General features: G+C 45.3%; 9 protein-coding genes. 5 read left to right on the forward strand and 4 right to left on the reverse strand.

Features of this window, described 5'->3' with window-relative positions; genetic code table 11:
• Nucleotides 1-763: 763 nt before the first annotated feature.
• Together UXZ23_RS14460 and UXZ23_RS14465 are read right to left on the reverse strand one after the other, a co-directional pair.
• Complete coding sequence (locus UXZ23_RS14460) at nt 764-1,570, reverse strand: pseudouridine synthase (protein ID WP_320821252.1); 807 nt, start codon at nt 1,568-1,570, stop codon at nt 764-766.
• A gap of 30 nt (nt 1,571-1,600) precedes the next feature.
• A complete protein-coding gene (locus UXZ23_RS14465; RefSeq protein ID WP_320821253.1) occupies nt 1,601-2,464 on the reverse strand; it encodes an alpha/beta hydrolase in 864 nt (287 codons plus the stop codon).
• Nucleotides 2,465-2,654: 190 nt separating this feature from the next.
• Between UXZ23_RS14465 and UXZ23_RS14470 the strand changes: the two genes are divergently transcribed.
• A complete protein-coding gene (locus UXZ23_RS14470; RefSeq protein WP_320821254.1) occupies nt 2,655-5,474 on the forward strand; it encodes a hypothetical protein in 2,820 nt (939 codons plus the stop codon).
• 22 nt (nt 5,475-5,496) lie between these two features.
• Nucleotides 5,497-7,062, forward strand: coding sequence for a cation:proton antiporter family protein (locus UXZ23_RS14475; protein ID WP_320821255.1), 1,566 nt, complete (start codon nt 5,497-5,499; stop codon nt 7,060-7,062).
• 51 nt (nt 7,063-7,113) lie between these two features.
• On the opposite strand, the gene UXZ23_RS14480 is transcribed toward UXZ23_RS14475, so the two are convergent.
• Both UXZ23_RS14480 and UXZ23_RS14485 read right to left on the reverse strand, forming a co-directional pair.
• Nucleotides 7,114-7,530, reverse strand: coding sequence for a hypothetical protein (locus UXZ23_RS14480; RefSeq protein ID WP_320821256.1), 417 nt, complete (start codon nt 7,528-7,530; stop codon nt 7,114-7,116).
• A gap of 101 nt (nt 7,531-7,631) precedes the next feature.
• Complete coding sequence (locus UXZ23_RS14485) at nt 7,632-9,011, reverse strand: PhoH family protein (RefSeq protein ID WP_320821257.1); 1,380 nt, start codon at nt 9,009-9,011, stop codon at nt 7,632-7,634.
• Nucleotides 9,012-10,178: 1,167 nt separating this feature from the next.
• Here UXZ23_RS14485 and UXZ23_RS14490 point away from each other — a divergent pair.
• The 3 genes from UXZ23_RS14490 (at nt 10,179) to UXZ23_RS14500 (ending at nt 14,428) form a co-directional block, all read left to right on the forward strand.
• Nucleotides 10,179-11,195, forward strand: coding sequence for a hypothetical protein (locus tag UXZ23_RS14490; RefSeq protein ID WP_320821258.1), 1,017 nt, complete (start codon nt 10,179-10,181; stop codon nt 11,193-11,195).
• A 2-nt stretch (nt 11,196-11,197) separates the two neighbouring features.
• Nucleotides 11,198-12,193, forward strand: a complete 996-nt coding sequence (locus UXZ23_RS14495) for a putative solute-binding protein (RefSeq protein ID WP_320821259.1) — start codon at nt 11,198-11,200, stop codon at nt 12,191-12,193.
• Between the two features lie 120 nt (nt 12,194-12,313).
• Nucleotides 12,314-14,428, forward strand: a complete 2,115-nt coding sequence (locus UXZ23_RS14500) for a TRAP transporter large permease subunit (protein WP_320821260.1) — start codon at nt 12,314-12,316, stop codon at nt 14,426-14,428.
• Nucleotides 14,429-14,502: the final 74 nt, after the last annotated feature.

Genomic DNA, 14,502 nt, shown 5'->3' on the forward strand with positions numbered 1-14,502 from the left:
CGCACATGCCCTATTTAAGTACGAATGTTCATTATATTTTATGCAATTGAAGCGCAAGCCTTATGTGAAGTGGCCTTGCAGCAAGTATTCAGAGGTTATGCATAGGGTTATCCACAGGCGCTGGTTTGACTGATTTTCACCCTATATTAACTTTTTATCGAAAAGTTCAGAAAACTACTTTACTCAGATCTTTTTCGGTGCGTCCCGCCCCATGATGATGCCTTCTTATGCACACTGGTATTTTAAAGTCGTATTTTCTTCATATTTGGCTTATAAAAAGTAAATATGACTATTGATTTTTGTAAGTCATTGAAAAATAAAGAATTTTTAATAGATCAAAAAATGATCAATCTGTAGGGAGGCTAAGTATGATGGGGATTTGTTGCATTTTTCAAAGTCTTATCCACCAACTTATCCACAGAATCTGTGGGCAAAATACATCGGACTATCTCCGCCAATTTGAGCAATTTTTTTTATAAAATGCTGTGTTGACTATTGACAGGGTATTGGTGACAAAAAGTTGGTTATACACATTTGCTATCTTCGTATTTTGAACTGTCATGAAAAAGTCAAGCGCTTGTAGTATTAACTTTCAGTATTCATAACTCATTGAAAAATATAAGATTTTTTTGTGGTGTAAAAGCGAACAATTTAACTCAGGGCCTGTATTCATGGGCCTTAGAGGGAGTTTTCAAAAACTTATCCAGAAAGTTATCAACAGAAAATGTGGGTAACTCACGAAAAGCCCGAAAACACGGGCCTTTTAGCTGTTTTCATCCTCTTCTGAATGCAATAAAAATTGGTCTAAAGAAGGGTGTGGAGGAATGTCTAATGTGGACTGTAGAGATTCAGGTAATGCGTCAAGCCAGTTGAATCGTTCGCATAGCTGGCGCCAGATTCCATCTAGTGGTGCTGTGAATACTAATTCTTCTCCAGAAGTCGGATGCACCATATTGAGCTGCCATGCGTGCAGCAATAAGCGAGGTGCGTTGAGTTGGTCGCGGAAGTAACGACTGTGACGTCCTTTACCGTAGCGTGCATCACCTATAATTGGATGTGCTAAGTGCTTTAAGTGGCGGCGTAGTTGGTGCTTGCGGCCCGTATGAGGTTGGCAATCTACGAGGGAATAGCGCGATTGCGGGTATTTATCGATTTCTACAGGAATCTCGACAGTTGCTAAGCAGCGAAAGTCGGTAATGGCTTCTTGCTCTGGCCTGACACGCTCGTGCTTGGCGTATTTATCAACCGGCGGAGCCATGGCGTAATCTAGATGGATGAATTCCGGCATATAGCCGCGGGTAATGGCGAGGTAATGTTTCTCGACATCTCGTTCGCGCCATTGATCGGCAACCAAGCTGGCGATCTCTGGACTACGAGCAAAAGCCAATACGCCTGAGGTCGGCTTATCAAGGCGATGTACTGGATATACGCGGCGGCCCAGCTGGTTACGAACGAGCTGCAATGCGAAGCGGGTTTCATGGCGATCAATTTCGCTGCGATGAACGAGTAAGCCACTGGGTTTGTTGATAACAACAAGGTCATCGTCTAAATAAAGAAATTCGAGTTCCATAAGCCTGTCTTTTTGTAGCAGGCGGGCACTTTACTCTGATTGATCTTGATCATCCAGAATACTGGTAATCGATTTAGATGAATGGCTGCGTAAAAAATGTAGGATTAAATCCAGCAAGTTTTGTGGATCTTCGAGGTGAGGGAAATGACCAGTGCTCAGTTGCAAGTGGGTTACGTTACTTAGCCCAGCCGGAAGAGCTTTAACGGCCATGCGATCATACTCACCATCAATCAGTAGGATGGGACGATTACTCAGCCAATCGGTTTCATAATAGCGGCAATGAAGTAGTTCAGGTAAAGCACGTAAACCATCATGAGCGCGGAGCGGCTGCCATGTATCACGCAAAAATTGTGTTGATAGTCGGCTGTAAGGGCCTGCTTGCCTTTGCATATAATGCACAAAGCGTTTTTCATTAATAAAGGGTATTAAAGCAGGACCGATTGGCGTTGCGAGTAATCGCTCCAGCCAAGGCCAACGAGCGAGCGATGGTGGCAGGCGGGGCGCGATCAGCGTCATGGTATTAATCGCCGCGCACTCTTGTGCTAGTGACAAAGCGACAAGAGCGCCATAGTCATGTCCGACGATATTAATATCATTAATACCCAGATGTGCTAATAAATCTCTTAATAGTTCGCAATGTGTATGAATACTGTAGTCGTATGGATGGGGTTTATCCGAATCGCCACAACCGACAAAGTCGAGTGTCGTTACTCGGTATTGTTGAGTCAGTAGAGGCCAAAGAGAGTGCCAATCCCAGCTGTTGCCAAAGATGCCGTGTAGCAGTAATAAATCTGGGCCACTACCTGCTTGGTGATAGTTAACCTTGATATCTCGCCAATGAAACCACTGCTGTTGGCTCCGCCAAATATTGGGATTGAGGTCAGAACTTTCCATGCTGGCCGAGTAATCCTTATATGAGTGTCGCTATCGTGTCATCTAATATCATGGACACAGGCTATTATCGTTCTGCCTAGTAATTTAGGACAGTGTCACTAGTAGGGCAAGTAGGCCAGTGTTTGATCTTCATTTCTCTGGATGTGTTGATCCGTTATTATAAGTTAATTTTTATACAAGGAATGTCTTTATGGCGCAGCGTTTCATTCTGTTGCTGGTCTCTGTTTGGTCGTTTATGGCAGTGGCAGAGCCGGTAGCATGGGATGGCACGGGGAAGTCTTGGCTAACACGCGGTAGTGAGCATTTTCAGATTCATTATCCTCAAGGCGAACAATATGAAGCAATAGCATTGCATGCGCTTGATCTAGCTGAGACTGTTCATCTGCAGTTAATTCCGTTTTTTGGGACCGTCCCCGCGTATCCGACGCAGCTAGTCTTGGTTGATGATTTTGATATTTCTAACGGTTGGGCGACCTTTTCCCCTTTTCCACAAATTCGGCTGTTTTCTTCACCACCTCAAGATATTAACGGCTTGGAAAATCATGATGAGTGGATGGCTGCGCTCATTCGCCACGAGTACGTACACATCCTACACATGGAAATGGTTAAAGGGATTCCAGCGAACGGTCGTAAGATATTTGGACGACTGCCATTTTTCTTTCCCCACGCGTTAACGCCCCCCCTCTTTATTGAAGGATTAGCCGTGTACTTCGAAACGAATCGGACTTTGGGTATTGGTCGCCTACAGTCGAATTTCTATGAAATGGAAATGCGCGCAGAAGTGCGTAGTGGGGAATTTGATGAACTTGGTGAAGCAGTAGCATCGTTGCGTGAATGGCCATATGGTAAGCATTACTTGTACGGAGCCTATTTCATTGATTACTTAGCGCGTACTTATGGTGAAAAGCGATTGCAACGATATTTACAGCAATATAGTCAGCAAATATTGCCTTACATTATGCAGAATTATGTTGCCGAGACCGTTTTCGGTAAGAACTTTACGCGACTTTGGGATGATTTTCGCAAAGACATGTTAGTACGCTTTAAGGCTGATCCTGAGCAGACTTATATAGACGGTCGCTCCATTGCTGATTCGGGTATTCGGACGTTACCGACAACGGCGCTAGGTGATCAGCTTTTCGTGAATTATGCTAATGACGAAGATAGAGCAGAATTACGCGTATATTCATCTGCCGTGAGTACGAATTCTGGAGCATTAGTAGATGGAAAATTTCTAACTTACACCAAAGGCATTACCGATTTAGACGTTAACGCCGCCGGTGTTATCGCAGCGTCACGCCGTATTAGTTACAGTAGTGGTCGCTTAGAAAATGATATTTTTGTTTGGCAGAATAATGACTGGACTCGTTTAAGCGAAGGGCAACGGCTACGTAAAGTGCGTTGGCTGCCAGATGGCCAGCATTTAATCGCTAGTCGAATGGTGGCAGGCATTAGCGAGTTATATTCACTCAATCTTAACGGCGACATGTCGCTCTTGTGGCGAGGTATCGCTGGTGATGTGTTAGGTGATTTCGATGTGAGTCCTGATGGGTTATCTGTAGCCGCCAGTCTAAAGCGCCCCGATCAGGGCTGGAATCTAGAGCTATTTTCTATTGCCGATTATTCCTGGAAGCCTCTGACAAATACCTTATCGATAGAGTCTGCTCCTGAGTATACCCCTGACGGATCTTTATTATTCACCGCCGACTACGATGATGTTTTTAATATTTATCGGCGCACGAGTGAGGGGGGCATCACCCAGATTACACAGGTTGAATCGGGAGCATTTTTACCGCGCTGGCGTAACGGTTCTGTGGTGTATCAGCAATATACGGCGAATGGCTATCAGTTGCGTGAAATACCCTTGCAAGCAGTATTACCGCCCGCACTGGCAGTAACGGATATGCCTACAGGAATGCATAATTATCCAAATCCTGTAGGTACATCCGCAAATGTATCTGAAGCTAAGCCATATTCCTCATTGAGTACAGTGCGCCCTTATTATTGGTTTCCTGCTTGGGAAATTACTGATACCAACAGTCGAGTTGGCCTGCAAACTGGCGGTATGGATGCGTTAGGGCGGCATATTTATTCTTTATTATTGCTACGTGACTTCAAGCAAGATGTTTGGGAAGGCACTGCTTTTTATAGTTATGATCCGCGTTGGACTTTGAGTTGGGATCGCAGCCATAGCTATCGCTTCCCATTTTCCGATGTGATTGATCCGATCGTTATTCGCGATGATACCGTACGCGGCGAGCGCAATTACCTATTACGTGCTTTAGAAGATCAACTCTCATTGAGCGCGGGGTTAAGTTATTCAAATAAAAGTCTAGTGCGCGCTCCAGAAGAAATAACAATTGTTGGTCCTAGAGATATCAGTCAAGGGCTCGCTGGCTTAGCATTAATCTTTGACAATCGAGAAACCTATCTACAGTCAACCGGTGTGGGTTGGGGGCATAAAATCGAAATTGTTGCTGAGACGAATGACTTTCTCGAAAGCGCTTATACAGGGTGGCAATATCAAGCTGACTGGGAGTTCAGTTTCAACATAGGTGGGCGGCACTCGTTAACTCTGAGTGCTGGTGGCGGTTGGGCCGATGATACTGCAGGTACTTTTATACTCGGCGGTCTCTCACCTCAAGAAGATCTTCAGCGTTTTGGTCGTGATGAATTGTCTCTGGCTGGCTATGAGCAGGGAGTTGCTATAGGGCACTTTTATGATCGTGAACGGATTAAATTTACGGCTTGGCTAGGTCGCATTGAGGATAATTGGAATGTCTGGCCAATTGGTGCTGGAGATGTGTCACTATCTTTCTACGCCGAATCTGGTGCGGCTTGGTTTCGCGAGCAAGATCGTCAGGCATTGCCCGCAATTGGTATGGAATTAACTATCGAGGCCTTAATCGGTTACCGTCTTATTTTGCCGATAAAGGCTGGGGTTGCATACGGCATTGACGATACTTTAGGGGAAACCCAAACATACTTGCGCACTGCTTGGTATTATTAGTGGATATTTATATAGGGGTTGTATGGAATATATTTGGATTTTAGTGGCGTTTTTATGTGGATTTATTGCGCGCCAGTTAACCATGCCTCCGCTTGTAGGGTTTCTTTTGGCGGGGTTCGGAATGAATGCCGCAGGCATTGAACCGCTATCTAATCTGCAAACGCTAGCGGATCTCGGCATTACTCTAATGCTCTTCACCATAGGCTTAAAGCTAGATGTACGTGCTTTACTGCGTACTGAAGTTTGGGCTACCTCATTGGCTCATTCGGGAATTTGGTTCGTATTAGTTGCCGCGCTTATTCCTGTTCCTGCTTGGCTTGGTATTGCGCAAGTATACGATGTGTCTTGGCAAACCGCTGGGTTGGTTGCCTTTGCACTGAGTTTTTCTTCAACTGTATGTGTTATTAAAATGCTGGAGGATGCATCAGAACTTAAAGTTCGTCACGGTAAGTTGGCCGTCGGAATTCTCATCATTCAAGATATTGTCGCGGTATTGTTCCTTGTTGCATCGACAGGAAAAATCCCCTCTCCTTGGGCATTCGCTTTGTTAGGACTTTGGCTAATTCGGCCAGCTATATATCAACTAATGAGCCGAGCGGGGCACGGTGAGTTATTACCTTTAATGGGATTCTTCTTGGCCTTAGGTGGTGCCGAACTTTTTCAGCTAGTGCACATTAAAGGTGATCTCGGTGCATTGCTGTTCGGTATTTTGTTAGCACCACATGCAAAATCTGCTGAGCTGTATAAATCGTTGATGGGGTTCAAAGATCTATTTTTAATTGGCTTCTTCCTTTCGATTGGCTTTACCGCACTGCCAACACTAGACATGGTCCCCGTGACTCTGGGCTTGCTATTGTTATTGCTGGTGAAATTCGCCTTATTTTTCTTCTTGTTTATTGCATTAGGTTTACCGGGACGAACTGCTTACCTTACGTCTCTAGCCTTGGCAAACTACAGCGAATTTGGACTCATCGTGGCTCATCTTGGCGTCGAGGAAGGATGGCTGAGTAATGACTGGTTAGTGATTATTGCTTTGGCGATGTCGTTATCATTCATTATCAGCAGTTTCTTGTATCGTAAAGCACATCATATATATGCAATGCAGAAGGATCTGATTAATCGTTTTGAACGCAAAGGAGCGCACAAAGGCGTTAAGCTACCAAAGAAAATCGATATCTTAATCTTAGGTATGGGTCGAGTTGGTAAAGGTGCTTATCAGACATTAAGCCAAGATTTCGGAGGAGCGGTTTGGGGAGTTGAATCGGATTCCGATCGCATAGTTTATTTGCAAAAAGCGGGTATCAACGTTATTTCTGGCGATTCCGATGATATGGAATTTTGGCAGCAGGCATCGAAACGTCAGATTCGCTTAGTTATGTTGGCGCTGCCGTCGCAAACAGAAATGCGTAGTACTTTAGAAATGATGCAGTTATCTGGCTATCAAGGACGTGTTGCCGCAGTTGCTCGTTATGAAGATGAAAGAGCAGAGCTATTAGCTTTAGGTGTTGACGTAGCGTTTAACTATTATTCCGAAGTGGGCTCTGGTTTTGCAGCAGAAAGTCGTCACTTACTAGAGCCGCAAACATAAACAGCCGACATGATGCCATGCCGGCTGCTGAGTTTGATTAAAACGAGGTTATTAAAAGAGATTGAGAACTAGAGCCGCTTGCTCGCAGTTATCTTTCTCTTTCAAATCGTTCTTCTGCTTAGATTGATCCGATTTGATCCAGCTATAACTGCTGGGAGAGCCTTTGCATATGGTTAAACCTAGTACGTTATTTGCGGACTTCACAAACACATTCATATTCACCAATCCGCGCGTTCGTGAACGTAAATAGATTTTCTTCGGCGAAATAGTGTAAGCGCGCAATCCATCTTTGGCGCTGATACTCTGGCTGCTGCCTGCAGGCGCATTCACAAACACCGCATCGTCACGAATCTCAATGCTGCTCCAATTGGAGTCAGTTTCAAATTCCAATTCGTAGACCTTATCTTCGGCAAATACGTGTGCACTAAAGCTTAGGGCACATAATAACGGTAAAACGATCGCTTTCATGTCAACCTTCCGTGGGTTCGGATGGTGGGTTTGGAAAGGGCTGGTTATTACCAGCCCCTTTTTTATGCTCCTTAAAGTTATAGTTCAGCCTTTAGCAACCGTCAAAGATGACTCTCAGCATATTCTGCCAATGGTGATCGTGGTGAGCCCTCTAAATGGATCGTGCCTCCGTAAGGGAACTCCTTAAAACGCTCGATTAAATAGGTGAGGCCCGAGCTAATTGGATTCAGATAAGGTGTATCTATTTGAGCGAGGTTGCCAAGACACACGACCTTGCTGCCAGTTCCTGCGCGGGTAACGATGGTTTTCATTTGATGTGGTGTTAAGTTTTGACATTCGTCGATCAGAATTAAGCTGTGTTGGAAGCTGCGCCCTCGAATGTAGTTAAGTGATTTAAATTGCAGAGGGACTTTTTGCAAAATGTAATCGACGCTGCTTTTTTGATGCTCATCGTCATTGTGTAATGCTTCTAAGTTATCAGTAATAGCCCCCAGCCAAGGTTCCATTTTCTCAGCTTCTGTACCGGGTAAGTAGCCAATATCTTCATCAAGGCCCCGAGTGCTGCGTGTCGCAATGATGCGGCGAAATTGTTTAGTGGCAACTGTCATTTCAATCGCGGCAGCCAGGGCCAAAATCGTCTTACCCGAGCCAGCTTGACCGCTCAGAGTAACCAGGTGTACGTCTGGATCTAGTAGCAAGTGTAAGGCTAATGCTTGAGGGATATCTCTTGGTGTTAACCCCCAAGCACTTTGGCCCATTAGTTGGTCGTAGGGGAGGTCACGGATCAAAGCAAATTGCTCACCTATGCGATCAACGCGGCCGATAAAACCCTTCTCATCAACGATAAAGCGGTTGGCATGAAGCTCTTCAGGTAAGTTTTCCAATGGGATTTTATGATAAGTACCTGTCTCATCATGGAAAGTATCAACCGTTGTTTGGGTTTCCCAAAATGAGCCTTCGACCCGCTGAAAGCCTGTTTCTAGCAAAGATACGTCGGATACCATCTGATCGTTTTGATAGTCTTGTGCGCCAATGCCACATCCACGGGCTTTTAGGCGCATGTTGATATCTTTGGTAATGAGCACCACATCGCGGTGAGGGCTACGTTCTTGCAAGATAACTAGGCTATTAATGATTTTGTTGTCGTTGAGATTGTCTGGAAGTGCGCGGTGTGGCGCGTCGAAGCTATCGAGTAGGATTGAAAAGTGACCATAGGTACCACCATCTGGCCTAATAATCGGAACGCCTTTGGCGATTTCGGTCGGGCTTGCGTCGCCAATAATGCGATCAATCTGACGAATGGCCTCGCGACAGTCGGTGGCAATGGATGCTTTGCCCATTTTTAATTTGTCGAGTTCCTCCAATACAGTCATTGGAATCACGACTTGATGCTCCTCAAAGTTAAGGATCGCAACCGGATCATGAATCAGAACGTTGGTATCCAGAACGTACAGCTTAGTGTCGGATTTACGCGCAGCCATAGTAGTACTCTCCTAATGAGCAGGGTCTGGTCAGACAAATAGGCGCAACGAATACAGGCATACCCTCAGAGGTATGAGTAAGCGATGAGCAAGTTGGTTTAGGGGATAGTGCAAGTTGGGTAGAGCGGTTTTTTCGAAGTGCGGAAGAGACTCGGACGTTGCAACGGGTGTTCAGCGTCGTTGGAGTATGATCGAGGCAATGTCGTTTGCCCTGTGACCTTTTACTCCTGCCTATTGAGGGCAGTCTTATGAAGTTCTCGTTCAGAAACGATACCTCCCTCCTTTGGGTGTTTAATCACTATGGCGCGAAGTTAAACCGTTGCCAACCTCTGATTTTCAGAGTGTGACTTTGTCCTCATTGCTGTGCAAAGACGAAAAGTGGCAGGTAAAGTTATCTTTTTATATACGCGCCCCGCAAAGATCTCTGATTGGTATGGATACTATTGTCTAGCCTTGATCTAACGTAAATATCTCTACTTCTAATCAATTTTTTACCTAACGAGCGTCTAGTCGCCATGAGAGCTAAAACAACCTAAGCATTGCAGGGCAGTTGTGATCGTTGCGTGCGTTTAAAGACACTCGTCTGATATTTCTCATGTTGTGCGGCGCCAAGGGTCCGATGCTTGATGCTATTTCTGTAGCTGAGTTTGTAGGGGTATTTCTAACGGTCGCTTCAATCCACCGACGTCGAGCAATTCGTATTACGAGATTGCTTGAGCTTCTTGCGGGCGACCCGAGAGTTTGCAGCGGTTATGCTGCCTTTCTGTGGCTTAGATGACGAGGTTTATGTCGCAATAGGGAGTGCTAAGGCGTCATGGGGTAGGTCTTTCTTGTTCCATTGGTGGCGCTTTGTGACCCTATTAAGTGACGTAAAATGACGAATATAGGTTGGGGGAATCCGTTGTTATCCTATGAAAAAGTGCTGTTCCACCGCAGGCAACATATCGCTATTGATGTTTTCAGTTGTCGCATTTTGTGTACTTGTTGGCGTGTTTAAACCTTTTTGCGGCGTAGAAATGCCCATATGGTGTCGCCTCAGCGTGCTGATAGCGGATTTGCAATGGTATTGGCGTAGCAATCGGGATATCCTCCCGAATGCGTTAATTGCCCAGATAGGTTACTATCTCGGCCATAATAACAACAAACTACACATCCTATGGGGGCGTCATGTCGTTTCTCTCACGTATTGCAATAGTTATTGCTGCGCTTGCTTCAGTATCTGGCTGCAGCATCATTTATAAATCCACCGGTTGGGTGGTTTACGACTTAACTGATCGGCACATTACACCTTACACAATGACCGTTGACGACGTTGGTGTAGCTTGCTCTACAACCCAAGGTCTGCAACCGATGGTGATGGCGTTTACTCGGGTGACATCAACTCCTGATCGTGCTTCTCTGATGATGAACATGATGGCTGGCTCATGCGCTGAAGCCGAAGCGTCAGAAGAAAGCCTTGCCTACATTCGCGCATTTAAAGCTCAAAATATTAACGAAGCTAAAGATGCTCGCATCCGTGAAAAGCGCGGTTATGCGATTGCAGCGGCTCGCCAGTACAAAGCGTATCAGAATATGGTTCATGAATTTGGAGAGCCTGGCGGTAAAAAATGCCCAAGTCTAAGCAAGAACGATCGCATTTACTGGGCTCTTGGTAACTTATCGGGCCTACAAGCTGTTATGTCCGACTTGAGAGCCCAAAGCGTTGTTAACGTTCCCAAAGACATCGCTATGAAGACCGTCCGTGGTTTGCAGTGTTTAGATAACCAAGAGTTTTGGGGTTTGCCTTTAGCCGCCCAAGCTGGATTGTGGATTTTGATGCCGGATACCGCTCCAGAAGGCGTGGACCCTTGGGTTGAAATGGCGGCAGCTGCTCGCGGTGGCTCAGACAGCGGTGTACGTTTATCTCATGCCGTTGAAGTTGTAATGGCAGATGGCTCTGGTAACCAAGAACAAGTGCGCGATGCGATTCGTCGTCATGCTGCATCTTTAAAAGTAGATGAGCCAAACCGTGATTATCAGTTATTAGATGTAGTGGCTTCTCTTCAAATACTGGCAGTATCCGATCGACTGTGGACTGAAGGAACCGGTTCTCGTACACCTGTTGGTGGCTTAGGCACTTTCTGGGATGACGAAAAGAAATCTGCGGCTCCTAGCCTAAGTATCGATGATCTTTTGGAGGATTAATAATGCGTAAGCTCTTGTGTGTGGCAGCGTTAGCTGCCAGCCAACTTACATTCGCAGCAGCGGAAGAACGAAAATTTTGTATTTATGATCCACTAGGTGCCAACGGCAACTTGTATGGGTTAATGAAGGAATACCGTGAGTTCGCTATACAGCAAAATGTAAACATTCATTTGCGTGCCTACACAGATGAAAAAATTGCTTCTGATGATTTTAAAGCAGAGCAATGTGATGCCGTTATGCTGACAGGCGCTCGTGCTCGTCCTTATAGTAAATTTGCTTCTACTATCGAAGCGATTGGTGCAGTACCTACCACTAGTGTTATGAAAAATTTGGTTAATACCATTTCCCAGCCTGGTGCTGCGAAATATATGGTAACCGGCGATCGCTATGAAGTAGGTGGTGTTATTCCGGCGGGTCCGATTTACTTGTTTTTGCGCGATCGCAGCGTAGATACCGTAGAAGAAATGTCGGGCAAGCGTATCGCTACACTCGAGTACGATGAGCCGTCTGTAAAAATGGTAAATCATATTGGAGCTTCAATCGTTCCTTCGAACTCTGCTAATTTCTCTGGCAAGTTCAACAACGGTAGTGTTGATATTGCGTATGCTCCTGCAATCGCATACTCGCCACTTGAAATGTATAAAGGTATTGGTACAGAAGGTGGCATTTTACGCTACAACCTTGCGTACTTAGATCTTCAGTTGCTTTTGCACAAAGAGCGTTTCCCCGAAGGGTTCGGTCAAAAGTCTCGACTATATGTCGCAGGCATGTTCGATAAGGCTAACGCATTCGTAACACAGGATACTGCTGGTATTCCTGAAACTACATGGATTGATTTGCCAAAGGCAGACGTAGAAAAGTATAACGAAATGCTACGTCAGGTTCGTATCACTTTGCGGGATGAAGGTGTATACGACGCTACTATGCTAACTTTACTGCGTAAACTCCGCTGTCGAGAAAATCCGGCTGCAGGTGAGTGCGTGGAAAATTTAGAATAAAAAGTTAATCCTTACAAGTGCTCTTAAAGCAGCCGCAGAAGTTGCGAGTGTACAGAAGTTAGGGATAAGAACCGAAGCCGGCAGGCTTCGGTTCTTTTTAATCATCTAGAGGTATATTTCATGGAGCAAACAGTGCGTGTGGGGCACCGCACGGCGTACGAATGGCTCGCCGCTTTACCTGCCTTTTTGGTATTGGTTTTTGTAGTGATCCTCAATACAAGTCATACGATGCATGCGCAGCTTTTACAGCTAGGTGAAGGCGTCTGGGACGGATATTTTACACTGCGTCACGACCCTGTGAACCCAGACTGTAATCCCAATATTGATGTTGAGCTTGAGCTTAATAAAATTATTCAACAACGTGCATCTGCACCTCAAGATGATTTCGATTTATTTGAGCCGGATCCAATCAATCCTGCTTTGATGCGTCAGTCCTTGCTTGCGGCTCAAGATCAGTGTCGTCTTAAAGTTGAGCAATTTGAAGCAACCGATGGGCGTATTACTCCAGCAGTAAAACTGTTCCGTACCGTTGAACTAGGTGTAGCCCGTTTTGGTGAAATGGGTTTGAGTGCTCAGCGCATTATGCTTGCTGTATTGGTACTCATTTGTGGCTTGACGGCTTTATTCCGTCGTCATCACATAGCGCTGCGCCCTATGATAACCGTAATGGATTATCGGGTAGCATCCGGTGCACAGTTAATTGCAGCAACGATTTTATTCTATTCCGTTTATAGTTTCAAAAATGTGGCCTTCTCGGCTGGCATTGCAGTCACCACTGAACACGGTATCTTGCATTGGTTATGGATCGTGGGCTTCGGCGTCATTCTGCTTTTGAGTTTGTTCCAATTCATATTCGTACCTAAGACAGCTAAACCAGGCGGGAGTTTCCTCAAAGCACAGTTGGCGGTTCCGCTATACGCAACTATGTGTATTATTTCCGGTACTTACTTTATCTCTGCTGGTCATAGTGCAGGTATTGGTATTTATCTAAACCAAATGATGGAGCTGTCACAACTATTCTTGAACGTTGGTTTATATGTTTGGATTGGTATGTTGCTAAAGCGTACCGAGTTGGCCGGCAAAGTATTTAATATTTTCCGTCCATTCAAATTGCCGCCAGAAATGTTAGCGGTTGCTGTTGTTGCACTAGCTGCAATTCCTACTGCTTATACTGGTGGTTCTGGTATTTTCGTTATTGCCGTTGGTGGTTTGATCTACGCTGAAATGCGTCGTGCCGGTGCTCGTCGTCAGCTAGCGCTTGCGGCTACTGCGATGTCTGGTTCGCTAGGTGTTGTATTACGTCCATGTTTACTTGTTGTGATTGTTGCAGCATTGAACAATGAAGTAACAACCGACCAATTGTTCGGATGGGGCGTAAAAGTCTTTTTCTTAACAACTGCACTGTTTGCGATGATGGCGCTAATTACTCGCCAGGGTCCTCTGCGTCTAGACCCGCCAGAAAACGTTTGGCCAGAATTTAAAGCAGCTCTTAAGCCACTGTTCCCATATGTCATTTTAGTTGGTGTAACCTTGGTAGTTTACGCCTTATTGCTAAATGCTTACTTAGATGAATTCTCTGCCCCCATCATTTTGCCGGTACTACTACTGGTTATCTTGATTTATGAGCGTTTAACTCAAGAGAAGACTGGCCGCGAAAATCTAAATATTGATTACCTTGAAAAGCGTCTAGTAGATTCTTGGGATGATGTTCGTAAAGGTAACGACTCTATTGAGAAGACGATTCGTGAAGCAACAACAGAAACGACAGGACATATTGGTGCTCTGTTAATGTTGATGGGTATGTCGATCAGTATTGGCGGTGTAATTGAGCGCGTTGAGCTCATGTCTATGGTTCCTACTGAGTTTGGATCTATCTGGGTTGCTATGACCTTACTTGTTGCCATTCTTGTTGTGATTGGCATGATTATGGACCCATATGGTGCTGTAATTTTAGTGAGTGCGACCATCGCTACCATTGCATACGATAGCGGTATTGATCCGGTTCACTTCTGGATGGTTACTTTGGTGGCGTTTGAATTAGGCTATTTGAGTCCACCGGTTGCTCTCAACCATTTACTCACAAGACAAGTTGTGGGCGAAGAGGAAGTAAGATTGTCGGCGCTGGAAGGCCACAACTTCTGGTATCGTCATGAGAGAATTTTATTGCCTCTAGTGACGATGGCGCTGGCATTATTGGTGGTTGCTTATGTGCCATTGATGATTGGATACGACTGATTATTAACGTTGTGTCGCGATTAAAATAACGGGAGCCTCGGCTCCCGTTTTTGTGTCCGCCAGGTACCTGAATG

Source organism: Thalassolituus sp., assembly GCF_034111725.1.
GTDB lineage: Bacteria > Pseudomonadota > Gammaproteobacteria > Pseudomonadales > Oceanobacteraceae > Thalassolituus.

Excerpts from the sequence above, each read along its gene's own strand:
- UXZ23_RS14460 (WP_320821252.1), bottom strand. The coding sequence starts at position 1,570 with ATGGAACTCGAATTTCTTTATTTAGACGATGACCTTGTTGTTATCAAC.
- UXZ23_RS14465 (WP_320821253.1), bottom strand. The coding sequence starts at position 2,464 with ATGGAAAGTTCTGACCTCAATCCCAATATTTGGCGGAGCCAACAGCAG.
- UXZ23_RS14470 (WP_320821254.1), top strand. The coding sequence starts at position 2,655 with ATGGCGCAGCGTTTCATTCTGTTGCTGGTCTCTGTTTGGTCGTTTATG.
- UXZ23_RS14475 (WP_320821255.1), top strand. The coding sequence starts at position 5,497 with ATGGAATATATTTGGATTTTAGTGGCGTTTTTATGTGGATTTATTGCG.
- UXZ23_RS14480 (WP_320821256.1), bottom strand. The coding sequence starts at position 7,530 with ATGAAAGCGATCGTTTTACCGTTATTATGTGCCCTAAGCTTTAGTGCA.
- UXZ23_RS14485 (WP_320821257.1), bottom strand. The coding sequence starts at position 9,011 with ATGGCTGCGCGTAAATCCGACACTAAGCTGTACGTTCTGGATACCAAC.
- UXZ23_RS14490 (WP_320821258.1), top strand. The coding sequence starts at position 10,179 with ATGTCGTTTCTCTCACGTATTGCAATAGTTATTGCTGCGCTTGCTTCA.
- UXZ23_RS14495 (WP_320821259.1), top strand. The coding sequence starts at position 11,198 with ATGCGTAAGCTCTTGTGTGTGGCAGCGTTAGCTGCCAGCCAACTTACA.
- UXZ23_RS14500 (WP_320821260.1), top strand. The coding sequence starts at position 12,314 with ATGGAGCAAACAGTGCGTGTGGGGCACCGCACGGCGTACGAATGGCTC.